Origin of the sequence: Amycolatopsis sp. NPDC098790 (genome assembly GCF_044759945.1) — a bacterium.
Taxonomy (GTDB): domain Bacteria; phylum Actinomycetota; class Actinomycetes; order Mycobacteriales; family Pseudonocardiaceae; genus Amycolatopsis.
Genome location: NZ_JBIWAI010000001.1, coordinates 513,040 through 538,746, shown reverse-complemented (window position 1 = coordinate 538,746; position 25,707 = coordinate 513,040). Strand labels below are relative to the sequence as shown.

Here is a 25,707-nt window from a genome sequence, read left to right as displayed (position 1 = left end):
TCACCGGACGTGTAACCAATGCTCCCGGTCCGACGACGGTTCGGGTAACCGGCCGATCAACTGAGATCCGTTCGGCGTACCCGGCTCAGGAATGGAGATACCGCCGTTGACTGACGACACGGTGCGCCTGGCCCTGGTCGGGCAGGTTCTGAAACGGCGATGGCGGCTGCTGGCCGCCCTCGCCGTCCTGGGCGCGGCCGTCGGCGCCGGCGCCTCGGTGCTGTTCTCGCCCGGCTACCAGACCTCCTCGAGCGTGCTGCTGCAGGGACCGCGTCAGGCGGACGAGCTGCTGACGCAGGCCGAGGTCGCGACCAGCTCGGTCGTCCTCGACCGCGCCGCCGCGCAGCTGGCCTGGCAGCCGAGCGGCGCCGACCTGAAGAAGCAGGTCACCGCGTCCGTCGCGAACGGCAACGTCGTGACGATCACCGTCTCGGCCGACACCGCCGAGCACGCCCAGCAGCTCGCCGACCAGGTCGCGCAGCAGTTCGTCAAGTACTCCGGGCAGCTGGCCAGCAACTCCGCCGACGCGTCGGTGCAGCTGGCTCAGGAGCAGCGCGAGACGCTGCGCAACCAGGTCAAGCTGACCACCGAGAAGATCAGCGACATCGCCAAGGGCGTCGGCGGCGACCTGACCGTCGAGAGCGTCCAGGTCCGCACCCAGCTGGAAGGCCTGCGGACGTCGCTGGAGCAGGCGATCAACGACCTCAACCAGGCCGACCTCGCGACCGGCATCGGCAACACCGTCGTGCTCGGGCCGTCCGAGCGCCCGACCGGGCCGGCCGCGCCGACGCTGGTGCAGCTGGTCGCCGGCGGTGCGGTGCTGTTCTTCCTCGCCGGCGTGATCGGCCACCTCTTCACCGCCCGCGCGGACCGGCGGCTGCGCGGCGAGCCGGAGATCGCTTCGGCGCTCGGCTCGCCGATCCTCGCCGGCGTCGACGTCACGACGCCGCAGGGCGACCGCCTCCCGGCGACCGGCCTCCTCGGCCAGGTGCGGCGGCTGCTCGGCAGCGACCGGCCGTGGGTGCTGCCGCCGGTCGCGACGTCGGCCGACGAGGTCAACCGCGACATCCGCTACCGCCGCGTGCTGGCCCGGCTGGCCACCGGCCCCGCCGACGTCCTGCTGCTCGTGGCCGACGACGACGAGACGGGCAAGCTGGCCGCCGGTCAGCTCGCCGAGCTGGCCGACCGGCTGTCCCTGCCGCTGCGGATCTTCGAGTTCACCGCCGGGCGGCCGACGGTGCCGGACGCCGGCCCCGGCTCCGGTGTCCTGGTGGTGCTCAGCGCCGGCTCCCGCACCGCGTGGGAGCTCGTCCGGCTCGCCGAGGCCTGCGCCGACGCCGGCCAGGAGGTCGTCGGCGCGGTTCTCACCCACCCCGTCAGGCCCGCGGAGCCGGCGGAACCCGAACCCGCGGCGGAAGCCCCCGAGAAAGCCCTGGCAGGTTCGGCGTGAGCACTTCTCCGGAAACGGCGCCGCTGGTCGACCTCCAGCGCCTCTTCGTCGCCATCCGCCGTCGCAAGCGGTTGTGGCTGGCCACGGCGTTGCTCGGGCTGATCGCCGGCGCCGCGGTGGCGGTCGTGCTGCCCGCGCCGCCGACCGCGGTCACCAAGGTGATCGTCGTCCACCAGGACGACTCGCCGACCGACAGCGGCACGCTCATGCGCACCGACGTCGCCGTGCTGTCGACGACCCAGATCGCCGAAGGCGCGCTGAAGAAGCTGGGCAGCACCGAGTCGGCCGAAGAGTTCATGAAGAACTACGCCGGGCTCGGCCTGACCAACAACGTCATGCAGATCACCGTCAAGGCCAAGAGCAACGAAGAGGCCGTGGCGCAGGCGCAGGCGCTGGCCGACGTGTTCATCGCCGACCACGTCCGGCGCAGCCAGGCCGCCGCGGCCGCGCAGTCGAAGGCCATCCTCGACCAGCGCAAGAACGCCCAGGACGAGCTGACCAAGGTCGACCAGCAGATCGCCGACGAGACCGGCAAGGGCCGCAACGCCAACGCCAGCACCCTCGAAGGCCTCTACGGGCGCCGCGCGGCGCTCGCGTCGCAGATCTCCGATTTCGACTCCCGCGCCCAGCAGGCCGGCATCGGCAGCCCGCAGGTCGCCGCGGGCACCCAGATCGTCGACGCCCCGCGCGCGCTGCCCAAGGCGTTCCTCAAGACCACCGCGACCAACGCCGGCATCGGCTTCGCGCTCGGCCTGGCCCTGGGGATCGCGTTCGCCGCCATCGGCGCGGTCTCGCGCGACCGGCCGGTGCTGCGCCGCGAGATCTCCACGCACCTCGGCGCGTCCGTGCTCGCCCAGCTGCCGTCGAAGCCGCGCGGCCCGGCGCGGCTGTGGCGGCGCTCCCGCGCGGTGTCCGAACGCAAGCGCGTCGCCACGACGCTGGTACGCGCGATCAAGAAGGACCAGCCGCAGGTGTCGCTGCTGGAGCTCGGCGCACCGAAGGTCGCCGCCGCGCTCGCCGTCGACATCGCCGAGGAGCTCGACGGCTCCGCGAGCGTCGTCGACGACCTGCCGAAGGAGGACGTCCGCAAGCTCGTCGCCGAGACGAAGAGCGAGGTCGCCGTGGTCGGCGCGGGCGACCCCGAGGCCGCGCCGGACGAACGCCGCATCGGCGTCGGCACGGTGTCGCCGGGCACGGCGTGGACCGACCTGACGCACCTCGGCCAGGAGACCGTGCTGGTCGTCAAGGCCGGGCACGCGAACACGCTGTGGCTGCACACGGTGGCCCGGCAGCTCGCCGACCAGCAGATCCCGATCGTCGGCGTGGTGCTGGTCGACCCGGATCCGCGCGACAAGTCAGACGGCACGCTGTGGGACGGCCTGCACACGGCCCTGCGCGGCCGGGCGAAGGCGGCGCCGTCGGTGCACCGCGTCTCGGTCGTCGAGCACGAGGACCGCATCGACGAACTGGCCGCCCGGATCGCCGAGCGCGTCGCGGTGGTCGAGCCGCCGACGCGGCGGATCGCGCCGGTCCGGCCGGTCGCCCCGCCGCCGGCCAAGCCGCCACTGCCGGAGCCGGGGAAGGTCAGCGTGCCGGACCACCTGGACGCGCCGACGAAGAAGTTCGCCCCGGTCAAGCCGCCGAAGCGGCCGACGCCGTTCAAGCGCGACCACGGCGAACCGACGCACAAAGGCGAGTTGAATGCCGGACTCGAGTCCGAGAAGAGCGCGGAAGTTTCTTGACTCCCGCGCGCCGCGAATGAAGGGGACCCACTCGAGATGTGCGGCATCGCAGGCACCTACCTCTGGCCGGACGGCGGGCCGCTCACCGACCGGCTGACCAAGACGCTGGCCCACCGCGGCCCGGACGGCTCCGGCCGCTACGACCACACCGTCGGCGCCGGCTCCGTCCACTTGGGACACCGGCGGCTCTCGATCGTCGACCTGACCGAGACCGGCGCCCAGCCGATGGCCCTCGACGGCCTGGCGCTGAGCTACAACGGCGAGCTGTACAACGCGCCCGAGCTGCGGGCCGAGTTGTCCGCGGCCGGCGTCCGCTTCCGCGGGACGTCCGACACCGAGGTGCTGCTGCAGGCGTGGCGGCGCTGGGGCACCGACTGCCTGCCCAAGCTGCGCGGGATGTTCGCCTTCGCCCTGTTCGAGGAGGGCACCGGCGAGCTGTTCCTGGTCCGCGACCAGCTGGGCATCAAGCCGCTGTTCTTCGTCCAGCGGAACGGCGGGGTCGCGTTCGCGTCCGAGCTGAAAGCGCTGGCCGGTGAGCTCGGCGGGTCGCTGCAGGTCGACAACGCGGCGCTGATCGCGTCGCTGCTCTACTACTGGGTGCCCGACAGCCGGTGCGCCTACCAGGGCGCGGAGAAGCTGCCGCCGGGCACGTGGTTGCGTTGCCGCCCGGACGGCCAGGTCGACCGCGGCCGGTTCTGGTCGCTGCGCGAGGTCGCCGAGGAGGGCGCGGCCTTCGACGGCGACGTCGACCTGCACGCCGTGATCGCCGAGTCGACCGCCAAGCACCTCATTTCGGACGTCCCGGTGGCGACGTTCCTCTCGGGTGGCCTGGATTCCAGCTACCTGACGGCGCTGGCCGCGCGTTCGCAGCCGGGGATTTCGGCCTACACCATCGGGTTCCGCGCCGAGGACGCGAAGTTCGAGGCGATGCCGGACGACCTGCGCTATGCGCGGATCGTGGCGGAGAAGTTCGGCGTCGACCTGCACGAGATCGAGATCGCGCCGCAGGTCCTGGACCTGCTGCCGAAGATGACCTACCACCTCGACGAGCCGATCGGCGACCCGGCGGCGATCAACTCGTTCCTCATTTGTTCGGCCGCACGCGAGGCCGGCGTCAAGGTGATGCTGTCCGGGATGGGCGCCGACGAGCTGTTCGCCGGCTACCGCAAGCACCTCGCGAACCTGATCGCACTGCGGTATCACAAGGTCCCGAGTGCGGTCCGGCGGCCGGTGGAGTCCATTGTGGACCGCTTGCCGGTGGCGTCGGCGAAGCGCGGGTACCGGTCGGTGCGGTTCGCCAAGCGGTTCCTGTCCTTCGCGGGCCTGCCCGAGGAGACGGCGTTCCGGCGCAGCTACACGATGTACGACCGCGCGGAGCTGCTGTCGCTGGTGAACCCGGACTTGGCTTCTTCCGTGGACGACGTCCTGACCGAGCACGCGGACACGTACAACGACCAGGCGCTGGACGACTTCGTCAACCGCATGTGCCTGGCCGACTCGCGGATGTTCCTGCCCGGGCTGAACCTGACCTACACCGACCGGTCGACGATGGCGGCGTCCACCGAGGTGCGGACGCCGTTCGTCGACGTCGAGGTCGTGCGCGCGGCGTTCAAGATCCCGGGGAACAAGAAGATCGTCGGCCGCGCCGGGAAGATGGCGCTGAAGAAGGCGGCCGAGAACATCCTGCCCGGCGAGATCGTGCACCGGCCGAAGGGCCTGTTCAGCGCGCCGCTGCGGGCGTGGATGAGCCGCGACCTGGCGCCGCTGGTGCGGGAAGTCGTCAACGACGGTGTGCTCGTTTCCTCCGGTCTTCTGCAGCGCGAGGCGTTGCAGCGCATGGTCGCCGAGGACGCCGCCGGTCAGGAAGACCGCGGCAAGCACCTCTGGCACGTCTTGACCCTTGAGTACTGGTACCGGAACGCGATGTCTGGAGCGGGAGCGAAGTGAAGCAGGTAGTCCAGAACTACAAGAGCGGTGAGCTGGCGCTCCTCGAGGTCCCCGAGCCCGCCTGCAAGCCGGGTGGCGTGCTGGTGCGGACGGTGTACTCGCTGATCTCGACCGGCACCGAGATGATGAAGGTGTCCGAGGCCAGCCTGTCCCTGGTGGGCAAGGCGAAGGCCCGGCCCGACCAGGTGGCGAAGGTGATGCAGAGCGTCGCCACGAACGGCCTGTCGGCGACGTACCGCACGGTGACGTCCAAATTGGACTCCTACACCCCGCTCGGCTACTCGCTGTGCGGCATCGTCGAGCAGGTCGGCGACGGCATCACGGACGTCGCGGTCGGCGACCTGGTGGCCTGCGCGGGCAACGAGCACGCGCTGCACTCCGAGCTGAACTGGGTGCCCAAGAACCTCTACTCGCGCGTCCCGAACGGCGTCGACCCGCGGCACGCGGCGTTCGGCACGGTCGGGTCGATCGCGATGCAGGGCGTCCGCCGCGGCGAGCCGCAGATCGGCGACGTCGCCCTGGTGATCGGGCTCGGCCTGATCGGCCAGCTGGTCGTCCAGCTGCTGACGTCGTCCGGCGTGCGCGTGGTCGGCGTCGACCCGGACCCGGAACGCTGCAAGCTCGCCGAGAGCCTCGGCGCGCTGACCTGCGCGCACCCGGCGTCCGGCATCGTCGACACGGCGGTGGACGAGCTGACCCACGGCGCGGGCGTCGACCAGACGTACCTGGCGGCCGGCGGCAACACGAACGACCCGGTGGAGCTGGCCGCGAAGCTGTCGCGCGACCGCGGCCGCGTCATCGACATCGGCAAGTGCAAGCTCGACCTGCCGTGGAATGCCTACTACGAGAAGGAACTGGACGTCCGGTTCTCGCGGTCGTACGGGCCGGGCCGCTACGACCCGTCGTACGAGCTGGAGGGGCGGGACTACCCGATCGGCCAGGTCCGCTGGACCGAGCGTCGCAACCTCGAGTGCGTCCTGGACCTGATCGCGCGTGATCGCTTGGACGTCGAGCCGCTGATCACGCACGTGTCGGACTTCTCTGACGCGGTTTCGACGTACCAGTCGCTGAACGAGGGCGCGTTGAAGGCGGTGGCGGTGCTGTTCCGCTACCCGGACGCGGTCGCCCGGACGGAGCCGGTGGTCACGTCGGCGCGGGTCGGGGTGGCATCGTCTCCGGTGGCCGCGTTGCCGGCGGGACAGCCGGTGCGCTTGGGCTTCATCGGCGCGGGCAACTACGCGTCGTCGATGCTGCTGCCGCACCTGGTCGAGCGCGCGGACGTGCAGCTGAAGCACGTCGCGACGACGTCGGCTTTGTCGGGCGCCAACGCTCGCCGCAAGTTCGGCTTCGCTTCGGCGTCGACGGACATCGACAACGTGCTGGGCGACTCCTCGATCGACGCGGTGTTCGTGGTGACGCGGCACAGCTCGCACGCGGAGCTGACGCGCCAGGCGTTGCTGGCGGGCAAGACGGTGTTCGTCGAGAAGCCGCTGGCGTTGTCGCCTTCGGAGCTGCAGAAGGTCCTGGACGCGATCGAGGAGTCGGGCAACGACCGCCTGCAGGTCGGCTTCAACCGCCGGTTCGCGCCGCTGCTGCACGAGGCCCGCGACCAGTTCGGCCCGCGCGTAGGCCCGGCGACGGTCCGCTACCTGGTCAACGCGGGCCGTCTCGACCACGGCAGCTGGTACAACCAGACGGACTCGGAAGGCTCCCGCTTCGCGGGCGAAGGCGGGCACTTCATCGACACGGTGAGCTGGCTCTTGGACGCGGACCCGGTGTCGGTGTTCGCGACGGGAGACCTCCAGGTGACGCTGGGCTACCCGGACGGCTCGACGGCGGTGATCACGTACGCGGAGACGGGCTCATCGGGCTTCCCGAAGGAAACGTTGGACCTGACGGCGGACGGCAAGGTCCTGAAGTTCGACGACTTCGTGCGCGCCTCGGTGTACTCGCGCAAGAAGTGGGCGAGCTCGCGGATTCCGAAGGGGCGTGACAAGGGGCAGGCCGCGGAGGTGAACGCGTTCCTGGAGGCAGTGCGGACGGGCGCGCCGATGCCGATTTCGGTGGCTTCGCTGGCGGCGACGACGTTGGCGACGTTGGCGGCGCAGACGAGCGTCGCCAACGCGGCTCCGGTGCGGATCGAGCTGCCGACGAAGACGGGCGCGCCGGCATGAGAAGCCTCGCCCCTAGCGGGCTGAAGGTGCTGCGCCCGGCCACGCCGAGCGCAGCATCGCTCCGGCGGCCGCTGCAGCGGCCGCCGGGTCTGGGCCTGCCGGGCACCGCGCCGGTCCAGCGGAACCTGCCGTGTTCGGCCATGCCGAGCGCCGCCTCGGCGGGCTCGGGTCCGCTGGGCGCCGCGTCGGTTCGGCGGAACCTGCCGTGTTCGGCCATGCCGAGCGCCGCCTCGGCGGGCTCGGGTCCGCTGGGCGCCGCGTCGGTTCGGCGGGACCTGCTGTCCTCGTCCCTGGCGAGTGTCGCCTCGGCGGGCTCGGGTCCGCTGGGCGCCGCGTCGGTTCGGCGGGATCTGGTGTCCTCGTCCTTGCCGAGCGCCGCCGCGGTTCGGCCGGCGCTGCTGCCGAAGGCAGGTGCTCGGCCATGATGGGTCCCGGCTGGTACCTGCGCCGTCTCTCCAGGATGGGGCCGGCGGAGGTCGTCGGCCGTGCTCGGCATGCCGTTGTTCAGCGGCAGTGGCGGACCGCGCTGCCGACCGCTCCCGACTGGCCGTCGCACCCGCGCTTCACCGCCGTGCTCCCCTCCGGCGCGCTCGACAACGTGTCCGGCGAGGGCGTCAAACGCCTGCTGGCCACCGCCGACGAGCTGCTCGCCGGCCGCGGCGAGTACTTCGGCGTAGTCCGAGACGACATGGTCGCGCCGGACTGGTTCGTCGATCCGAAAACCGGCCGCAGCGCACCCTCGGCGCCGTATGCCTTCGACGTGCCCTACCGGTCGGAAGACACCGTCGGCGACATCAAGCAGATCTGGGAGCCGTCGCGCCACCAGCACCTCACCGTGCTGGCCGCGGCGTACGCCCTCACCGGGTCCTCGGCCTACGCCGACCGCGTGGCCGAACACCTGCGCTCGTGGTGGGCGGAGAACCCGCCGTTGCGCGGCCCGCACTGGATCAGCGGCATCGAGCTGGGCATCCGGCTCCTGTCCTGGGTCTGGACCCGCCGCCTCCTCGACGGCTGGGACGGTGTCGCGGACCTGTTCGAGGACAACCCCGACTTCCACCTCCAGCTGTGGCACCACCAGAACTGGCTGGCGACCCTGCGCAGCCACGGCTCGTCGGCCAACAACCACGTCATCGCCGAGGACGCCGGCCTGCTCGCTGCCGCCTGCGCGTTCGGCTGGTTCCCGGAGTCTGCGGGCTGGCGCACCGAGGCGATGCGCTCGCTGGACGTCCAGCTCGCCCGCAACACGTTCCCCTCGGGACTGAACGCCGAACTGGCGTCCGAATACCACGGCCTGGTGCTGGAACTCGGCCTCGCCGCGGCGGTGGAAGCCGACGCGGCCGGCACGCCGGTGCCGGACTCGACGTGGGACGTCCTGCTCCGGATGACCGATGCTCTCGCGTCCATTGTGGACAACAAGTTCCGCCCGCCGCGGCAGGGCGACGCCGACGACGGCTTCGGCCTGATCGTCGACGGCACCGAGACCGACCGCTGGGCGTCGCTGCTCGCGACCGGCGAGGCGCTGTTCGGCCGCCTGGAATGGTGGCCGCGGGTGCCGGGCGACGACGTCCGCACGCCGCTGCTGGCCGCTCTCGTGTCCCGGACACCTCGCGTTTCGGGCGTCCGGCCCGGCCGGCGGCCCGCGCACCTGCGGGACGCGGGCATGACGATCCTGCGGTCGGGCCGCGTCTGGGCCCGCTGCGACGGCGGGCCGCACGGCTTCCTCTCGATCGCCGCGCACGCCCACGCCGACGCGCTGGCGGTCGAGGTCCGCCACGACGGCGTCGACGTCCTCGCCGACCCGGGCACCTTCTGCTACCACGGCGAGCCGCGGTGGCGGTCGTACTTCCGCTCGACGCTCGGCCACAACACCCTTGAACTGGACGGGACCGACCAGTCGGTGTCCGGCGGCCCGTTCCTGTGGACGCGGCACGCGGTCACGAAGGTGCTGGCCGTCGAGACCCCGCCGGACGGCCCCTCCCGCTGGACGGCGGCCCACGACGGCTACGCGCCCGCGGTCCACCGCCGCACGGTCGAGCTCGACGGCGACCTGCTGAAGATCGTCGACGAAGTGCTCGGCGACACCCGCCCGGCCGCGCGCCTGGCGTTCCACCTCGGCCCGGCGATCACCGCGCGGCTCGAGGGGAACGTTGCCCACCTGCGCTGGCAGGGCACCGCAACGGGTTCCGTGGCCCCGGTGCACACCGCGGTCGTGGAACTGCCCGCCGAGTTGTCGTGGACCGCTCACCGCGGTGAGATCGAGCCACCCCTCGGCTGGTACTCCGCGGGCTTCGGCCGCAAGGATCCTTCGACCACCCTCGTCGGCTCCGGCAGCCCCAGACACCTCACCACCCTGCTCCGCTTCAGTTAGGACCCGCCCGTGACAGCCCGCCGACTCCGACTCCGCCGTGCCGCACCGCTGCTCGGCATCCTCCTCACGGTCGCGGCGTGCTCGAGCGGACCCGACACCGAAGGCCCGGCGCAGGCGACCCCGGTTCCCAGCGGGTCGGTCGCGGCGGTCTGCGACAAGGAGCCGGCCGGGCCGGCCGCGGCGCCGGCCGGTGCGGTCGTCGTCGACCCGGCCGTGCCGGGCGACCTCGCCACGAAGACGCGGGCGGCCGGCCCGGGCACGACGTTCTGGCTCAAGCCGGGCAAGCACATCCTCGGCGACGACAAGTACGACCAGGTGACCCCGAAGGACGGCGACGTCTACATCGGCGCCCCCGGTGCGGTCGTCGATGGCCGCAAGATCAACCAGTACGCGTTCACCGGCCACGGCACCAACGTCAAGCTCACCTACCTCACCGTCCAGGGCTTCGCCGCGCCCCGCGACGAAGGTGTCGTCAACCACGACTCCGGCGACGGCTGGGTGATCGAGCACTCGACCATCCAGGACAACGACGGCGCCGGCCTGATGGCGGGCGCGCGCCAGCAGGTGCGCGGCAACTGCCTGCGCCGCAACGGCCAGTACGGGATGAACGCCTTCTCGGGCAACACGCCGATCACCGCGCTGGTCGTCGAGGGCAACGAGATCGCAGGCAACAACACCGGCGACTGGGAAGCGAAGATCGACGGCTGCGGCTGCACCGGCGGCGTCAAGTTCTGGGACGTCAACGGCGCCGACGTGCGCGGCAACTGGGTGCACGACAACCACGGCACCGGGCTGTGGGCCGACACGAACAACAACGACTTCCTCATCGAGGGCAACCTCATCGAGAACAACGACAGCGCCGCGCTCATCTACGAGATCAGCTACAACGCGGTCATCCGCGACAACACGATCCGCAAGAACAACTGGGTCGACGGCCGCCGCTACGCCGACAAGGGCGACAACTTCCCGACCCCGGCGATCTACATCTCCGAGTCCGGTGGCGAGCCGCGGATCAAGGCGCGGACGGCGAAGATCGAGATTTCCCGCAACTACCTGGAGAACAACTGGTCCGGGATCACGTTGTGGGAGAACGCCGACCGCTACTGCAACAGCCCGGCGAACACCTCCTCCGGCGACTGCACCCGCCTGGTCCCGGACGTCAAGACGTGCGCGGACCCGGCCATCGCGAACGGGCCGCTGCTGAGCGACTGCCGCTGGAAGACCCAGCACGTCGACATCCACGACAACAAGTTCGTCCTCGACCCGGCCGTGGTCGGCTGCCAGGCCTCGTGCGGGCGGATGGGCCTGCTGTCGAACTTCGGCAGCTACCCGGACTGGTCGCCGTACAAGGGTGACGTCGTCCAGGAGGCGATCACCTACAAGCAGGACAACCGCTGGCACGACAACAGCTACGCCGGCCCGTGGACGTTCATCGCGTACACCACCGACCGCGTCCTCGAGATCGGCGAGTGGGAAGGCTCGCCGTACTCGCAGGACACCGGCAGCACGTTCACCGCGCAGGGCGGGGGCTGACGTGGCGGCGCACACCGGCATCGCGGGCATCCGCGGCGAAGCCGCGGCCGAACCTGCCTCGGCGACCCCGAAGTGGGCGGGCCTGGCGTGGGCGCTGCTGATCCTCAACACGCTCGGCTCGACCGGCGCGAAGACGGTCATCCCGCTCCCGCGGTCGGTCAGCCAGCTGGTGACCATGGGTTCGCTGATGACGGCGTTCGTGATCGCGCTGGTGCTGAACAAGCACCTGCGGATCCGGCCGAGCGCGTACCTGCTCCTCCTGACGTTGCTGCTGGGCTCGAGCGTCCTCGCCAGCATCGACCTGAAGGAGGGCGCCGGCGCGCTGTTCCGGTGCTTCCGGCTCACGGTGTTCGTCTCCACGCTCTGGCTGCTGACCCGCTGGTGGGACGGCGGGTTCAGCTTCGTCCGCTACCACATCCGCACCTACGCGATCGTGCTCGCGTCGGTGGCGATCGGTCTGGTGGTCTCGCCCGGCAACGCGATGCCGGAGGAGTACGGCGGTCGGCTCTCCGGTGCCGTGTGGCCGCTCACCCCGCCGCAGATCGGCCAGTACGCCGCGGTCATCTCCGGCCTGACGCTCCTCCTCTGGTTCGGGCGCCGCACGACGTGGCGCAGCGCGGTGTTCATCGTGGTGCCGGTGGTGGGCCTGCTGATGCTCACGCACACCCGCACGGCGACGCTCGGCCTGGTCGCCGGGCTGGCCGTGGCCTTCCTGTCGATGCTGCTCACCAGCGCCCGCGCCCGGAAGGTGTTCGCGTGGACGGTCGGCGTCGGCGGGGTCGCCGGCGTCGTGCTCGCGGGCGCGCTGCAGACGTGGTTCTTGCGCGGGCAGAGCGCGGACAACTTCTCCAGCCTGACCGGCCGCGCGAAGGTGTGGGACGCGCTGCTGGAGGCCCCGCGGACGACGTCGGAGTACATCTTCGGGGTCGGGCTGACGGACAAGTCCTACGACGGCCTGCCGATCGACAACAGCTGGCTCGCGATCTACCACGAGCAGGGCTTCGTCGGGATCGCGCTGGTGGCGGGGTTCCTCCTCACGTTGGTGGTGGTGGCCGTGCTGCGGCCGCCGTCGCTGGCTCGCGCGTGCGCGATCTTCCTGATCACCTACTGCGTTTCGGCCTCCTACACCGAAGCCGGCCTCGGCGACGCGTCGCCGTACCTGCTGCACCTGGCCGTGGCCGCGTCCCTGCTGGTCCGCGGCGCGCCGCAGTCCGACGAAGAAGCATTCATCCCGGCGAAGGGGACAGTCGCGTGAAGGTGCTCGTGGTGCACAACCGGTACCGGTCCGAGCAGCCGAGCGGCGAGAACAACGTCGTCGACGCCGAGGTGACGCTGCTCGCCGAGGGCGGGCACCAGGTGTCGCTGTTCGAGCGCCGCAGCGACGACATCGCCGCGATGTCGAAGGTCCGCAAGGTCGCGGTGCCGCTGACGGTGCCGTGGAATCCGGCAGTTCGCAAGGAACTCGCCGCCCGGCTGCGGGCCTCGCACCCGGACGTCGTGCACATCCACAACACGTTCCCGCTGCTGTCGCCGTCGGTCGTGGCGGCGTGCGCGGACGCGGGGGTGCCCGCGGTCGTGACGTTGCACAACTACGGGATGGTCTGCCCACCCGGCACGCTCCACCGCGACGGCCGCATCTGCACCGACTGCGTCGGCGGCGCACCGCTGCCGGCGGTCCAGCACGGCTGCTACCGCGGTTCGCGCGTGGCGACGCTCCCGATGGCGGCGAGCACGGCTGCGAACCGCCGCCGGTGGTGGACGGGCGTTTCGCGCTTCTTCTGCATTTCGGCGGCCCAACGTGACCTCCTGGTGTCGGCCGGGATGCCCGGCGAGCGGATGGCGGTGAAGCACAACTTCGTCACCGACCCCGGCGTCCGCCGCACCGGCGACGGCAAGCACGTGCTGTTCCTCGGCCGCGTCACCGAGGAGAAGGGGGTCGGCCTGCTGATGCGGGCGTGGGACCGCCTCGGCGGCGCCCTGGGTGTGCCGCTGGTCATCGCCGGCACCGGCCCGATGCAGGACGAAGTGGCGACGTGGGCGGCCGGCCGCGCGGACGTGTCGTACGTCGGCCTCCAGAACAAGGCGGAGTGCCGGGCCCTGACGGCCGACGCGGTGGCGGTGGTGGCACCGTCGACGTGGCTGGAGGCGTTCGGCCTGGTGGTGGTCGAAGCAATGGCGGCGGGAGTGCCCACGGTCGCGGCGGCCCACGGCGCGTTCCCGGAGCTGGTGGACGACGGGGTGACCGGCCTCCTGCACGCGCCGAACGACGAGGCATCGCTCGCGGACCGGCTGAGAGCGGTGACCGGCGACCGCAACGCCGAGATGGGCGACGCGGCCCGCGTCCGGTACGAGAAGGACTTCACGCCGGCGGTCGGGCTCGACCGGTTGATCGCCGGGTACGAGGCAGCGATCGAGGCGCACGGGTGAAGGAGCAGGTCCGCACGGCACCCGCGGCCTTGCCGGTCGTGCTGCGCGCCCCGCTGGCGATGACGGCCGCCTTGGCAACGGCGATCCTGGTGGCGCTCGGCATCCTCCACTTCCACGACTCGGGCCTGACCGGAATCGACGCGGCGGTGCTGCCGTCGATCGACGGAGTCCAGCCGCCGTGGCGGTACGTGGCGCTGGTGATCGACTTCGGTGGCGAGCCGGTGGGGTCGACGGTCCTGGTCGCGCTGCTCGCGGCGGTGTGTTTCCTGGTCCGCCGAGCCCGGACGGCTGTGTTGACGGTGCTGGGCGTGGTGGTCACGGTGGCCGTGACGACGCTGCTGAAGCCGATCGTGGGCCGCAAGATCCATGGCGAGTTCCTTTCGTATCCGAGCGGACACACGGCTTTGGCGACCGCGCTGGCGTTGGTGGTCGGGTTGCTGCTGGCCGACCGGTTGGGGCGGGTGGCCGCCGTGGTGTTGGTCTTGGCGCTGGCTCTGGTCGCGGGTTTGGCGATGGGGTGGGCCGAGGTAGCGCTGGGGGCGCACTACCCGACGGATGCGGTGGGTGGGTTTTGTGCCGCGTTGGCCGCGGTCCCGGCGACGGGATGGTTGGTGGACCGGGTGGCCGACCGCCTGTGATGCCAGGTCCCGCACGGGCACGACGGCTGCCGGGGGCGGATCGGTCGAGCATGGTGCCGGCGGGTTGACCGCTTCCTGAGGTCGCGCAGCTTCGCGCGCCGACGGGATCCGGCCCCGCCCGGCCCGGCTCGGGCTCGCCTGGCCTGGCCCGGCCCGGCTCGGGCTCGCCCGGCTTGGCTCGCCTGGCCCGCTCCGCCCGGCCCGGCTCGCCTGGCCTGGCTCGGCTCGCCTGGCTCGGCTCGGCCCGGCCCGGCTCGGCTCGGCCCGCCTGGCCTCGCTCCGCCCGGCCTGCCCTGCCCGGCCCTGCGGCGGCCCCGGCCGCCTGGCTCGGCTCGCCTGGCCCGGCTCGGCTCGGCTGGCTTGGCTTGGCTTGGCTCGGCTGGCTTGGCTCGGCTGGCTTGGCTCGGCTGGCTCGGCTCGGCTCGGCTCGCCCGGCTTGGCTCGCCTGGCTCGGCCCGGCTCGCCTGGCCTGGCCTGGCCCGGCCCGGCCCGGCTCGCGCGGCCCGGCCCGGCTCGGCTCGCTTGGCTTGGCTCGGCTCGCCTGGCCCCGCTCCGCCCGGCCTGCCCGGCCCTGCCCGGGCCCCGGCAGCCCGGCCCCGCTCGGCCCGGCCGGCCCCGGAAGGCGGTGCGCTCGCTACTCGGCCGGCTCCTGCGTGTCGGTCCGGGGCGGTCCTGTTCGTCGGTGGGGTGACCTACCCGCGAAGGAGAGACCCATGATCCCCGACCTGATCGCCGCCGAGCGGCGGGAACTGGCCGCGTTGCTTGATGACCTCTCGCCGGGCCAATGGGCGTCGCCGACTTTGTGTGACGGGTGGCGGGTTGCCGAAGTCGTTGCGCACGTGACCATGCCCTTCCGGTTTTCGACCGGGCGGTTCGTGCGCGAGATGGTGAAGTCCGGTGGGCGCTTCAACCGGATGGCCGACCGCCTGGCTCGCCAGGAGGCCGCCGAGCTGTCGCGGGACGAGCTGATCGCTTCGCTGCGGGACAACGCCGAGCACCCCTGGCAGCCGCCCGGTGGTGGGCCGGCGGGCGCGCTCAGCCACGACGTGATCCACGGCCTCGACATCACCACCGCCCTCGGGCTGGACCGGCGCGTGCCCTTGGAGCGGCTTGAGATCGTTCTCGGCGGGGTCAAGCCGAAGCAGGTCAAGTACTTCGGGACCGATTTGGCCGGCGTCTGCCTGCGTGCCGACGACCTCGACTGGTCGTACGGCACCGGGACTCCGGTCGCCGGCGCGGCCCAGGATCTGCTCCTGGTTCTCTGCAACCGGCGGCTGCCGGCCGGACGTCTTCGGGGCGAGTCGAGCGCGCGCTTCACCACGGTCTGAGTTCCTTTCGCAGCTGATCCATTGTGGACAGTCGATCCGCGCCGTACTGCAGCGCCTGCAATCCGGCGGCTCGCGCGGCCGAGACGTTCTCCGCGCGGTCGTCGATGAGGAGGATCCGGTCCGGCACCACGTCCAGGCGCCGGCACAGGATCGTGAACGCTTCCGGCGCCGGCTTGCGCACGCCGGTGTCGCCGCTGATGAACCAGTCGGTCAGGTACTCGCCGAGGCCGAACCGTTCGCGCAGGAGCTTCGACCACTCGCTGACGTCGTTGCTCAGGCAGCCGAGCCGCACTTCGGTGGCATCGAGTTCGGCGAGGAGCGCGACCACGCCTTCGGTCAGGCGGTGGTTCCGGCAGTACTCCTCGTCCGACGCGCCGGCCGCGCCGGACGTCGCCCAGAAGTCCGCGGAGGACATCTTGCCGAGGCTGCATTCCTGGTACAGCTGGGCGATTTCTTCGCGAAGCAGGACGCAGCCGTGACTGCGGAGGTAGGGGACGAGCAGCTCGCCGACGTCGTCGGCGGGTGAGTAGAGGACGCCCATCGCGTCGAACAGGACGACGTCGATCGCGTCGCGGTGGAGGGGTGCGGGGATGGCGGGCATGTCTCCGACGGTACCGAACACGCGTGCGAACGCCATCGCTGGAATGGGTGATGTGTGCGCTGTCCGAAATCCTCCGTTCGCGACTTTTCCCTTTGACCGCAAGGAAAAAAGCCATCGGTGGCGCCGGTCGCGGCGAAAAGTGTCGGACCCCCTCGGCAAGCTCGTGATCAGCAGCCGGCGATCCCGCCGTCGAACGAAGAACACTCGTCCTGCGAGTAGGGCCCCGCCCGCCAGCCCGCAGCGTCGACCGTCTTGGAGGTGTCATGCACGACGAAAGTCCACGGCCCGGCGTAGGAGTTGCCGTGCCACCGGTTGTCCTGCCGGAACGTGATCGCCTCTTCGACGACAGTTCCCTTGTAGGGCGACCAGTCCGGGAACGTCCCGTAGTTCGACAACAGGGCCATCCGCCCGCAGAAGCCGGTGCAGCCGACCCGCCCGGGATCGAACCGAAACGTGTTCCCGTGCACCTCCACGCGCTGGGTCTTCCAGCGGCAGTCGTCGTACGCCGGTGGTTTCTCGATCGTGCCCGCGACGCACGAAGACTTGGCCGCCACCTTGGTGCAGTAGCCGGTCGACGTGTTCGCCGGGCTGTTGCAGAAGCGGTCGGCGTTCTCCCACACCGTGATCCCGGCCCAGTTGTCCTCGAAGGTGTTCCCGCTGATGTCGATCGACGACGTCCGCGCCGGCACGCGCGGCTCGCCGCCCGACTCGGACAGGTACACCGTCGCCGCCGGGAAGTTGTCGCCGCGCGCCGCGAACGCGCGGCCCTGCACCACGGTGTTGCGGCGGAACGTGTTGCCGCGCAGCACGAGGTTGTAGCTGGTCTCGTAGAACAGCGCCTCGGCGTCGTTGGCCTCGAAGAGGTTGTCCTCGACGAGGAAGTCGTTGTTGTTCGTGTCGGCCCAGAGGCCGGCGCCGTGGTTGCCGTGCACCCAGTTGCCGGTGATGTCGGCGCCGTTCACGGCCCAGAACTTGGCGCCGCCGCTGCACCCGCAGCCCGGTACCTTGGCTTCCCAGTCGCCGGTGTTGTTGCCGGTGATTTCGTTGCCCTCGAGCACGAGCCCGGTGATGCCGTCGCCCGCCTGGTAGGCGTTCAGCCCGTACTGGCCGTTGTTCCGGAGGCAGGAGTGCCGGACGACCTGGCGCGCGCCGGCCATCAGGCCCGCGCCCGCGTTGTCCTCGATGGTCGTGTTCTCGATGAGCCAGCCGTCGCCGGAGTCGTGGTTCACCACGCCCTGGTCCTGGAGCGCGGTGAAGCCGCGGATGGTGAGCCCGTGGAGTTCGACGTCCCGGGCACGCTGGGTGAAGGCGGCCCGGTTGACGCCGCGGCCGTCGACGACCGCGCCCGGCGCGCCGAGGTAGACGTCACCGTCCTTCGGGGCGACCTGACCGAACTCGTCGGTGCCGAGGGTGTGGGTGCCGGGGCGGAGCCAGAACGTGGTGCCGGGCGGGTTCGCCGCCGTCTTGGCCGAGAGGTCTCCGTCGACGCCCGGATCGACGGAGACGGCCCCGGGAGGTGCTTCCTCGTGCTCCGCGGGCTGGTGGTCGCACACCGGCCCGGGCCCGTCGGTGGCCCGCGCGACCACCGGGCAGGCGACGGCGATCAGCAGCGAGCAAGCGGCGACGAGGACCGCGCGAGATCTGCCCATGGCAGGAAGTTACGCACGATCGGGCCGGAAAACAGTCACCCTGGAGTGTCCTCATCGGACCGGAAGAGTGAATCCGGCCCGCTCGGGCGGGGGACGGCGGCCGATGGTGGGTCGGGCTCGCCGGGGCGGGCGGTGGTCGCAGGTCCGTCGGAGCCGGGGAAGGCCTCCGACGGCGGACCCGCCGGCCGGCCGGGACGCGCTCCCCGGCCGGCCGGACGGTCAAGCGAACTTGCGGAACACCGGCTGCACCGGCCGGCCACCCATCCACGGTGTCGGGTCGTTGGCGTCGAGGGCCTTCCGGTACACCGTGCACGCCTGGGCGACCACGTCGATCGTCTTGTCGATGTCGGCCTCGGTGAGTGCCGCGCTGACCACGAAGGACGGTCCGAGCACCCCGCCGCCGATCAGCTCGCGCAGGAACAGCGTGCGGTACGGCTGGGACGGCTTGCCCTGCTCGTCGAGCGTGCCGAAGACCAGGTTGCTCGCGCGGCCGCGGACCACCACGTGGTCCTCCACGCCGATCCCGGCCGCCACCTCGCGGACGCCGGCGGCGAGCCGGTCGCCGAGGGCGTGCAGGCGGCCGATGACGTCTTCGTCGCGGTAGACGTCCATGACCGCCATCGCGGCCGCCAGCGAGTGCGTCTCCGCGCCGTGCGTGGTCGAGAGCAGGAACACCCGCTCGCGGTCGGTGCGCAGGCCGCCGAGCTCCATCAGCTCGCGCTTGCCCGCGAGCGCGGACACCGCGAAGCCGTTGCCGAGGGCCTTGCCGAACGTCGAGAGGTCGGGCGTCACTCCGTACAGGCCCTGGGCGCCGTGGGCCGACCAGCGGAAGCCGGTGATCATCTCGTCGAAGACCAGCACGACGCCGTGGCGGGCGGTGAGCTCGCGCAGTCCCTGGAGGTACCCCGGCGGGGGCTCCACCGCGGCCGCGGGCTCCAGGATCATGCACGCGATCTCGCCCTCGTGGCGCTGCAGCAGCTCCTCCGCGGCCTGCAGGTCGCCGTACGGGAAGGACACGACCGCTTCCGTCGTCTCGTCCGGGATGCCCGCGTTCATCGCCGTCGTGCCGATGAACCAGTCGTCGGTCGAGAAGAAGGCGTGGTCGGCGCACTTGGCGACGAGCCGGCGGCCGGTGGCCGCGCGGGCGAGCCGGACCGCGGCCGTCGTCGCGTCCGAGCCGTTCTTGGTGAACTTCACCATCTCGGCCGTCGGCACGTTCTCCAGGAACCGCTCGGCGGCCTCGGCCTCGATGATCGACGGGCGGATGAAGTTGCTGCCCTTGCCGAGTTCGGCGCGGACCGCCTCGAGCACCCGCGGGTGGGCGTGGCCCAGGCTGACCGCTCTCAGCCCGGCGCCGTACTCGACGTACTCGTTGCCGTCGACGTCCCAGACGTGGCCGCCGAGGCCGTGGGAGATGACCGGAGCCATCGCTTCGGGATACTGGTCCGAGCCCTTGGCGTAAGTGTGCGCACCACCCGGGATGACCCGGTGCAGCCGCTCGTTCGCCTTCGTGGAGCGGGGCAAGTTCGTTCCCATGGGGGTCACCTCGTTGGTTTCAACGCCTCTCCGAGAGACGGCGCGCGCTCATCCCGGTCACTGACCATTGTGACCGACAGTGGCCACGAAATGTCCAATTCAGGGTCTTTGTACGAAATTGTGATGTCTTCGGACGGATCGTGGGGGCGATCGATACGGTACGCGACATCCGACGGGTCCGTGAGGGACTGGAATCCGTGCGCGCATCCTGCGGGGATGTACACGGAAACCTGCGTCTCACCGGAAAGTTCGAAGGTTTTGACATTCCGGAATGTCGGCGAATCCGGTCGGAGATCCACGACGACGTCGAAGATCGCACCGCTCGAACACCGCACCAGCTTCGCCTCGCCGGCGCCGCCGCGCAGGTGCATCCCGCGGACGACTCCCTTGCGGGAGCGGGAAAGGCTGTCCTGGGCGAAGCCGTCCGGGTCGATCCCGACCGAGGCGACGACGTCCCGGTCGAACGTCCGGCTGAAGAAGCCGCGCTGGTCACCGTGCGGAGTCGGTTCGAACAGGTACACGCCCTCGATCTCGGGCACCGGAATGGCCTTCATCGCCCACCCCCGAAGAGGGCCGCCGAAAGGGCGGCGAACTGGTCCTTGAGCCGTTGCGCGTTCATCTCGTTCCGTTCCCGGAGGGTTTGGCGAAGTTCCGCCGAACGGTTCTCCAGTTCGGTGAATTGTTCGACGAGCTTGTCGTAGTCGACGTCCTTCGCCCGCTGGGTGAAACCGTCGAGACCCAGTTCCGCCATCAGGACGTCGTTCTTCGGCGCGTACCCGATCGCGACGGTCGGTTTCGCGACCTTCAGGGCGCAGAGCACGTTGTGGTAGCGCGTGGCCACCACGCTGTCCACCGCCGCCATCTCGTGCATCAGCTCGTCCAGGGTCTCCGCCGAAGCCGCCGTCACCAGCGGGGAAGCGGTCTGCTCGATGATCTCGTCGACGACCTGCCGGTCGATCCGGTCGCCGATGAACAGCCGGACGGGTCTGCCCTGGTCAACGAGCCACGCGACGAAACGGTTCATCGTGTCGACGTAGTGGCGGTAGATGCGGTCGCCGTCGGCGCGGTCGTCGTTGCCGCCGTAGTAGGCCATCACGCCGACGCCGACGGTGCCGGGCTCGCCTTCGGCGGCCGGAGTGGGGAGGGAGAACGCGAGGTCGGGGTAGACCTCGTCGCGGCTGGTGTCGACACCCATGGCGCGCATGGCGTCGCGGGAGATGTCGTCCCGGTAGGAGCGGTAGGCGGCCAGGCGGCCGGACCAGCGGACCAGCGTCCGGGTCGCCCGCGCGCTGATGTGGTTCGCGCCGACGCACACGAGCGCCACCTTGGTGCCGAAGAGGCGCCCGGCGGCGGAAAGGAGGAAGAGCGAATACGGGAAACCCCACGGACGCAGCGGAAGCGTCGCTTCGAGGACGCCCATGCCGGGCACGATGACGACGTCCTGCTTGCGGACCCAGGCGGCCGTGCGGCCGACGTCGACCAGCTTGCCGAGTCCCTTGAGGACGATCGACCGGAGGCCGGACGCCGTCTCGTACTCGGCCTGGTTCCAGTGCAGGGGCGTGGTGTCGACGCCGTAGCGCTCGCGGACGACGTCCGGGCCGCCCACCAGGCCGGTCAGGACGGCGTCCGGGTACTCGGTGCGCAGGTAGCCGAGCACGGCTTCGAGGGAACCGTCGTTGCCGAGGTTCCCCGAGCCGAGCAGGCCGAAGACGCCGACGCGCGGGGCACGCTTCACGCGAGCCTGCCTTCGCGGCCGGCCACGATCTCGTTGACCGTGGCGACGTCGGAGGCGGTCGGGGCCCGGTCCTCGACGCGCTCGCCGTGACCGGAGCGCGCCCGGTTCGTCAGCCAGGCGCCGAGGTGCCCGAAGCACTCGCGCTTGTCGGCGGCCGAGATCGGCGCGCGGCGGATCAGGTCCGCGAACCCGAACACGTACTCGCCGAGCAGGCGGACGGTGGGGTTCCGGAGCCGGTTCGCGCGCCGCGGGTCCAGATTCGCGCACCGGCTCCGGATGGTCGGGTTGGCCCGTTCCGCGCGGCCCGGGTGGTCGCGGCGGAAGTAGAGCAGCTCGGGCACCTGGTGGAACGGGCCGTGCAGAGCCATCTCCGCGGAGTAGGTCCGGTCGGCGTGGTGGTAGCTGTCGAGCGGCTTGACGCGGCGGAGGACGTCGGCGCGGATGACGCCGTAGAAGTCGTCGCCGCCCGGCTCGAACAGGATGCTGCGGAAGCGGTCGGGTGCGTGCGGGGAGGCGGTGTTCAGCGTGTACTCGAGCGGCTGGACGATGCGGCCGTCGCCGTCGATGATCGCCTGGTCGCAGTGGGCCAGGATGATGTCGGGGCGCTCGTCGAGCGCTTCGATGCAGCGCTTGAGGAGGTCGCGGGCGTAGAGGTCGTCGTGGGAGACCCACTTGAAGAGCTCGGTGCGGGAGACGTCGAACACGAAGTTGTGGTTCGGTGTCGCGCCGATGTTCTTCGGCTGCCGGACGTAGCGGATCCGGGAGTCCTTCTCGGCGTAGCGGCGGCAGATCTCGTCGGTGCCGTCGGTGGAGGCGTTGTCCGAGATGATCAGCTCGAAGTCTTCGTAGGTCTGGCCGAGCAGGGCGTCCAGCGACTCGGCGAGGTACTCCTCGCCGTTGTACACCGGGAGGCCGAGGCTCAGCCGCGGGACGGTGGTCATGGAGTCCTCATTCCTTGATCGGCTCTTTGATCGGCTCGAAGACCACGGTGGGCTCGTCGGCGCTGGGTGGCACGTAGTCGCGCAGCCCGGCCCGCAGTTGCAGCCACCAGACGACGGACCCGCTGAGCGTCGCGGTCGCGACGCCCCACGCGGACCCCGCCGCGCCGCCGAGGAAGGCGCCGGCGATGCCGAACGTGACGTAGAACAGGGAGGCGATCAGCTGCGAACGCAGGCTGCGCGGGGCGGCGCCGAGCGCACGGAGGCCGGCCGCCGCGCCGGTGGCGAAGCTCGCGCCGACCACGGCGAGGGTGACCGGGAGGATCAGCGGGGACGACGAGTCCCACACGTCACCCATCACCCAGCGGCCGGCGCTGTCGGGTAGGAGGAGCAGCAGGCCGAGGCCCCAGCACAGCGCGGCGGCCGCCTGGCCGCCCCCGAGGATCACGCAGAAGTGCTTCAGCCGGTGCGGCGCCCGCTGGAGCACCCGCGCGCCCTCGGCCACGGTGACCAGGGACAGCCCCATGAGCAGGGCCAGGAACGGGCCCAGGAGCTGTTCGGCACCGCGGACCGCGCCTACCGCGGTGATCCCGGCGATGGCGCCGAGACCGTACGCCCGCAGCTGGGACGCGCCGCTGTTGCTGACGTTCTCGACCAGGTAGCGGACGCTCAGGTCGCGTTGCGAGCGGAGCCAGCCGACCAGCTCACGCGGGTGCGGCAGGATGCTCGTCTGGAACCAGCCGTAGACCGCGGCGAGCGCGGCCGCGATGCCCCAGGCGAGGACGAACGCGACGACCGTCCCGACCCGGCCGGCGATGAACAGCGCCGGGACCAGCGCGATGCCGCAGGCGACGTCGTTGAGGAACGCCTTCTTGCCCTGGCCGCGGGCGAAGAACGCGAAGCGCCAGGCGTCCTGCAGCAGCAGGCCCGGCATGACGACGGCGAGCGCGACGAACGCGTTGCCGAGCGGGCCGCCCGCGGCCAGCCCGGCCACCAGGCTGATCACCCCGGTCGCGCAGCCGACGCCGATCGCGGTGCCGGAGGCGCTGGCGACCCCCAGGCGCCAGCGGTCCTCCGGCACCGCGGAGAACCGCACCATCAGGGGGTCGGTGGCCAGGCCGCGCGACACGTTCAGCACCACGCCGTAGGTGACCCAAACAAGACTGAAGATGCCGAACGCGAACGTGCCGAGCGAGCGGGCCACGTACAGCCCGACCGCGAAGTTGGTCAGGCTGGACACCGCCTGGTCGCCGAGGCCCCAGCTGAGCCGTCCGGCCATCGCCCGCACCGCGCCCGATCGGAAGATCGAGCGCGGCGCACGGCGGTGGTTGGCCACGTCGCTCACTCCTTGACCAGACCGGCGTCGTGCAGGGCGCGGGCGGCGACGTCGACGATGTCGAACGGCAGGCCGGCACGCTCGGCGATGTCGAGCAAGCTGTGCGAACCGTCGGAGAGGTTGAGCACCCACAGCATCGCCATCTGGGCCTGCTTGGCGTCGCTGCGGCCGCCGAGGGAGTCGTACAGCCCGCGCTTGCCGAGCTGCGGCTCGCCGTACGGGCTGAGGTTGACGTATCGGCGGTTGCGGTCCAGGACGCCGAAGGCGTCGCGAAGCGCGCCGAGCGTGTCCTCCATGGCCGCGGGCGAAACGAACCCGGGGTTGTCGGCGGAGGTGTGGTACTCGGGGTAGCCCGCGTACGGCGTCCGCGTCAGCGAGCCGACGCCGAGGTTGAAGCCCGGCGAGCAGAACTGGCGCTCGTCATAGCCATACGGCGAGAAGTCGACAACTCGATGCTCCCGCGAGCGCAGCACGTGCTGCATGACCCGGTCGATCTCGGCGTCGTCGCGGCGGGACTTCTTGTACGTCAACGATCCCGGGTCGCCCGCGCACGCCAGGACCAGGCCGTGACGGACCTTCTCGATGCGGGAAGCGTTGCGCGCGAGCCAGGTGATCGAGCCGATCGTCCCGGGCATGAACAGGAACCGGTACGTGTAGTGCGGCTGCTCCGAGGCGAGCTGCTGGGCCAGCGAGATCGCCACCGCGATCCCGGCCAGGTTGTCGTTCGCCAGCGACGGGTGGCACACGTGGCACGACACGATGACCTCGTCGGTGACGCGCCCCGGGACGACGTGCTCGCCGTAGGTCAGCGAGCCGTCGGCCAGGGTCGAGTCGATGACGACGTCGTAGTCGCCGTCGGGCAGCGCGTCGAGCTTCTCCTGCGCGAGGCAGAAACCCCAGGCCGGGGCGTAGTAGCTGGTCCGGTAGGGCACCCACGACGGCTGGTCCGGCAGCGTGTGCAGGTGCTCCCGCAGCTCGCTCAGCGGCATCCGCTGCCGCACCGGGACGCTGTACCCGACGACGTGCAGGTTCGACTCCCGGAAGTCGATCACGCGCTCACCGGAAGGCGAAGCGACGTACGCGTCCCGGATGTTCCACTCCTGCGGAATCGTCCAGTCCAGCACGGCCGTCCCGGTCGGGACTTCGTGGCGGTCCAAAGGGATGTGCTCGCCGATGATGTCCAGGGTCTGCCGCACGCCGTCGCCGGTGATGCTGCGGCAGATCGGGTACAGCCGCTCGACCAGGGCGTGCAGCTCCGCGCCCGTCCGCAGCTGCGGGCTCGCCACTAGCGCCGCCGCATGGTGTCGTCGACGCGGCCGGCTTCGCCCTCGCTCTTCAGCCACGCGAGCCGGGTGAACAGCTGCTGGAACGACTCTCGCGTCAGCCCGAACTTGCGGTAGGCCTCGATGAGCTCGACGGCGCCGTCCTTGACCGACCACTCGCAGGCGAAGCCTGGGATGGCGGTGCGGAAGCGCGAGAAGTCGACGCGGTAGGAGCGCGGGTCGGCGCCGGCCTCGCCGGTGATGTTCAGCGTCGAGCCCGGCACGGCTTCGACGACCTCCTGGGCGATCTCGGCGACGGTGACGTTGTTGTCCTCGGTACCGATGTTGAACGCCTTGTTGTGCACGGCCTCCTTCGGCGCCGTCAGGGCCGCCGTGAACGCGCGCGCGATGTCCTGGGCGTGCACCAGCGGCCGCCACGGCGTGCCGTCCGAGAGCACCAGCACCTCGCCGGACAGGTGCGCGTGCGCGGTCAGGTTGTTCAGCACGATGTCGCCACGCAGCCGGGGCGAGTAGCCGAACGCCGTCGCGTTGCGCATGTAGACCGGCGTGAAGTCGTCGTCGGCGAGCTCGTGGACGTCGGCCTCGACGCGCACCTTCGACTCCGCGTACGGCGTCACCGGGCGCAGCGGCGCGTCCTCGTCGACGAGGTTGTCGCCACCCGCGCCGTACACCGAGCAGGTCGACGCGTAGAGGTACCGCTGCACGCCGGCTTCCTTCGCCAGCTTCGCGAGCTTCACCGACGCGTGGTGGTTGATGTCGTAGGTCAGCTCCGGCGCGAGCGAGCCGAGCGGGTCGTTCGACAGCGCGGCCAGGTGGATCACCGCGTCGAACCCGGAGACGTGCTCGAGGGTGACGTCCCGCAGGTCGACGACGTGCCCGGCCGGGTCGGCCGGGGCGGGCCCGAGCAGGCAGTCCTCGAACAGCCCGGAGTCGAGGCCGAAAACCTCGTGGCCGGCGGCGGCGAGCACCGGAGCCATCACCGTCCCCAGGTAGCCCTTGTGCCCCGTCAGCAACACCCGCAT

The 25,707-nt window shown here is 71.2% G+C and carries 20 protein-coding genes; 11 read left to right on the top strand and 9 right to left on the bottom strand.

What is annotated here, in order from left to right; translation table 11 throughout:
• Positions 1–91 precede the first annotated feature (91 nt).
• The 11 genes from ACIQWX_RS02750 (at position 92) to ACIQWX_RS02700 (ending at position 15,607) form a co-directional block, all read left to right on the top strand.
• Positions 92–1,450: an exopolysaccharide biosynthesis protein gene (locus ACIQWX_RS02750; protein ID WP_400864600.1), complete on the top strand. Its 1,359-nt coding sequence runs from the start codon at positions 92–94 to the stop codon at positions 1,448–1,450.
• Entirely contained in the window at positions 1,447–3,192 is a 1,746-nt protein-coding gene (locus ACIQWX_RS02745) for a Wzz/FepE/Etk N-terminal domain-containing protein (protein WP_400864597.1), read from the top strand. The genes ACIQWX_RS02750 and ACIQWX_RS02745 overlap by 4 nt, the downstream gene beginning before the upstream one ends.
• Positions 3,193–3,228: 36 nt before the next feature.
• Entirely contained in the window at positions 3,229–5,139 is a 1,911-nt protein-coding gene (gene asnB / locus ACIQWX_RS02740; protein WP_400864594.1) for an asparagine synthase (glutamine-hydrolyzing), read from the top strand.
• Positions 5,136–7,313: a bi-domain-containing oxidoreductase gene (locus ACIQWX_RS02735; protein WP_400864591.1), complete on the top strand. Its 2,178-nt coding sequence runs from the start codon at positions 5,136–5,138 to the stop codon at positions 7,311–7,313. Before asnB ends, ACIQWX_RS02735 begins: the two co-directional genes overlap by 4 nt.
• Entirely contained in the window at positions 7,310–7,738 is a 429-nt protein-coding gene (locus ACIQWX_RS02730) for a hypothetical protein (protein WP_400864588.1), read from the top strand. The genes ACIQWX_RS02735 and ACIQWX_RS02730 overlap by 4 nt, the downstream gene beginning before the upstream one ends.
• A complete protein-coding gene (locus ACIQWX_RS02725) occupies positions 7,735–9,681 on the top strand; it encodes an alginate lyase family protein (RefSeq protein ID WP_400864585.1) in 1,947 nt (648 codons plus the stop codon). Before ACIQWX_RS02730 ends, ACIQWX_RS02725 begins: the two co-directional genes overlap by 4 nt.
• A gap of 9 nt (positions 9,682–9,690) precedes the next feature.
• A complete protein-coding gene (locus tag ACIQWX_RS02720; RefSeq protein WP_400864582.1) occupies positions 9,691–11,214 on the top strand; it encodes a right-handed parallel beta-helix repeat-containing protein in 1,524 nt (507 codons plus the stop codon).
• Between the two features lies 1 nt (position 11,215).
• On the top strand, positions 11,216–12,469 hold the full coding sequence (locus ACIQWX_RS02715; protein WP_400864579.1) for an O-antigen ligase domain-containing protein: 1,254 nt from the start codon (positions 11,216–11,218) through the stop codon (positions 12,467–12,469).
• A complete protein-coding gene (locus tag ACIQWX_RS02710) occupies positions 12,466–13,641 on the top strand; it encodes a glycosyltransferase family 4 protein (RefSeq protein WP_400864576.1) in 1,176 nt (391 codons plus the stop codon). Before ACIQWX_RS02715 ends, ACIQWX_RS02710 begins: the two co-directional genes overlap by 4 nt.
• The gene (locus ACIQWX_RS02705; protein ID WP_400864573.1) at positions 13,638–14,279 is read left to right on the top strand and encodes a phosphatase PAP2 family protein; all 642 of its coding nucleotides are present in this window, start codon (positions 13,638–13,640) and stop codon (positions 14,277–14,279) included. The genes ACIQWX_RS02710 and ACIQWX_RS02705 overlap by 4 nt, the downstream gene beginning before the upstream one ends.
• A 713-nt stretch (positions 14,280–14,992) precedes the next feature.
• Complete coding sequence (locus ACIQWX_RS02700) at positions 14,993–15,607, top strand: maleylpyruvate isomerase family mycothiol-dependent enzyme (protein ID WP_400864570.1); 615 nt, start codon at positions 14,993–14,995, stop codon at positions 15,605–15,607.
• Here ACIQWX_RS02700 and ACIQWX_RS02695 read toward each other — a convergent pair.
• From ACIQWX_RS02695 to ACIQWX_RS02655, 9 genes are all read right to left on the bottom strand, one after another.
• The gene (locus tag ACIQWX_RS02695; protein ID WP_400864567.1) at positions 15,594–16,208 is read right to left on the bottom strand and encodes an HAD family hydrolase; all 615 of its coding nucleotides are present in this window, start codon (positions 16,206–16,208) and stop codon (positions 15,594–15,596) included. The two genes, ACIQWX_RS02700 and ACIQWX_RS02695, sit on opposite strands and share 14 nt — an antisense overlap.
• A gap of 167 nt (positions 16,209–16,375) precedes the next feature.
• Positions 16,376–17,857, bottom strand: a complete 1,482-nt coding sequence (locus ACIQWX_RS02690) for a right-handed parallel beta-helix repeat-containing protein (RefSeq protein WP_400864564.1) — start codon at positions 17,855–17,857, stop codon at positions 16,376–16,378.
• Between the two features lie 219 nt (positions 17,858–18,076).
• Complete coding sequence (locus tag ACIQWX_RS02685) at positions 18,077–19,393, bottom strand: glutamate-1-semialdehyde 2,1-aminomutase (protein WP_400864562.1); 1,317 nt, start codon at positions 19,391–19,393, stop codon at positions 18,077–18,079.
• A gap of 5 nt (positions 19,394–19,398) precedes the next feature.
• A complete protein-coding gene (locus ACIQWX_RS02680; protein ID WP_400864559.1) occupies positions 19,399–19,947 on the bottom strand; it encodes a dTDP-4-dehydrorhamnose 3,5-epimerase family protein in 549 nt (182 codons plus the stop codon).
• On the bottom strand, positions 19,944–21,128 hold the full coding sequence (locus ACIQWX_RS02675; RefSeq protein WP_400864556.1) for a polysaccharide pyruvyl transferase family protein: 1,185 nt from the start codon (positions 21,126–21,128) through the stop codon (positions 19,944–19,946). The genes ACIQWX_RS02680 and ACIQWX_RS02675 overlap by 4 nt, the downstream gene beginning before the upstream one ends.
• Positions 21,125–22,069 (bottom strand): glycosyltransferase family 2 protein, encoded by a 945-nt coding sequence (locus ACIQWX_RS02670; RefSeq protein WP_400864553.1) that lies wholly within the window; start codon positions 22,067–22,069, stop codon positions 21,125–21,127. Before ACIQWX_RS02670 ends, ACIQWX_RS02675 begins: the two co-directional genes overlap by 4 nt.
• 7 nt (positions 22,070–22,076) lie before the next feature.
• Positions 22,077–23,402, bottom strand: coding sequence for a hypothetical protein (locus ACIQWX_RS02665; RefSeq protein ID WP_400864550.1), 1,326 nt, complete (start codon positions 23,400–23,402; stop codon positions 22,077–22,079).
• A 5-nt stretch (positions 23,403–23,407) separates the two neighbouring features.
• Complete coding sequence (locus tag ACIQWX_RS02660; protein WP_400864547.1) at positions 23,408–24,688, bottom strand: DUF4910 domain-containing protein; 1,281 nt, start codon at positions 24,686–24,688, stop codon at positions 23,408–23,410.
• Entirely contained in the window at positions 24,688–25,707 is a 1,020-nt protein-coding gene (locus ACIQWX_RS02655) for an NAD-dependent epimerase/dehydratase family protein (protein WP_400864544.1), read from the bottom strand. Before ACIQWX_RS02655 ends, ACIQWX_RS02660 begins: the two co-directional genes overlap by 1 nt.

What these genes read in the sequence shown, in the direction of transcription:
- ACIQWX_RS02750 (WP_400864600.1), top strand. Translation starts at nt 92, where the DNA reads ATGGAGATACCGCCGTTGACTGACGACACGGTGCGCCTGGCCCTGGTC.
- asnB (WP_400864594.1), top strand. Translation starts at nt 3,229, where the DNA reads ATGTGCGGCATCGCAGGCACCTACCTCTGGCCGGACGGCGGGCCGCTC.
- ACIQWX_RS02730 (WP_400864588.1), top strand. Translation starts at nt 7,310, where the DNA reads ATGAGAAGCCTCGCCCCTAGCGGGCTGAAGGTGCTGCGCCCGGCCACG.
- ACIQWX_RS02725 (WP_400864585.1), top strand. Translation starts at nt 7,735, where the DNA reads ATGATGGGTCCCGGCTGGTACCTGCGCCGTCTCTCCAGGATGGGGCCG.
- ACIQWX_RS02700 (WP_400864570.1), top strand. Translation starts at nt 14,993, where the DNA reads ATGATCCCCGACCTGATCGCCGCCGAGCGGCGGGAACTGGCCGCGTTG.
- ACIQWX_RS02695 (WP_400864567.1), bottom strand. Translation starts at nt 16,208, where the DNA reads ATGCCCGCCATCCCCGCACCCCTCCACCGCGACGCGATCGACGTCGTC.
- ACIQWX_RS02690 (WP_400864564.1), bottom strand. Translation starts at nt 17,857, where the DNA reads ATGGGCAGATCTCGCGCGGTCCTCGTCGCCGCTTGCTCGCTGCTGATC.
- ACIQWX_RS02685 (WP_400864562.1), bottom strand. Translation starts at nt 19,393, where the DNA reads ATGGGAACGAACTTGCCCCGCTCCACGAAGGCGAACGAGCGGCTGCAC.
- ACIQWX_RS02680 (WP_400864559.1), bottom strand. Translation starts at nt 19,947, where the DNA reads ATGAAGGCCATTCCGGTGCCCGAGATCGAGGGCGTGTACCTGTTCGAA.
- ACIQWX_RS02670 (WP_400864553.1), bottom strand. Translation starts at nt 22,069, where the DNA reads ATGACCACCGTCCCGCGGCTGAGCCTCGGCCTCCCGGTGTACAACGGC.
- ACIQWX_RS02655 (WP_400864544.1), bottom strand. Translation starts at nt 25,707, where the DNA reads ATGCGGGTGTTGCTGACGGGGCACAAGGGCTACCTGGGGACGGTGATG.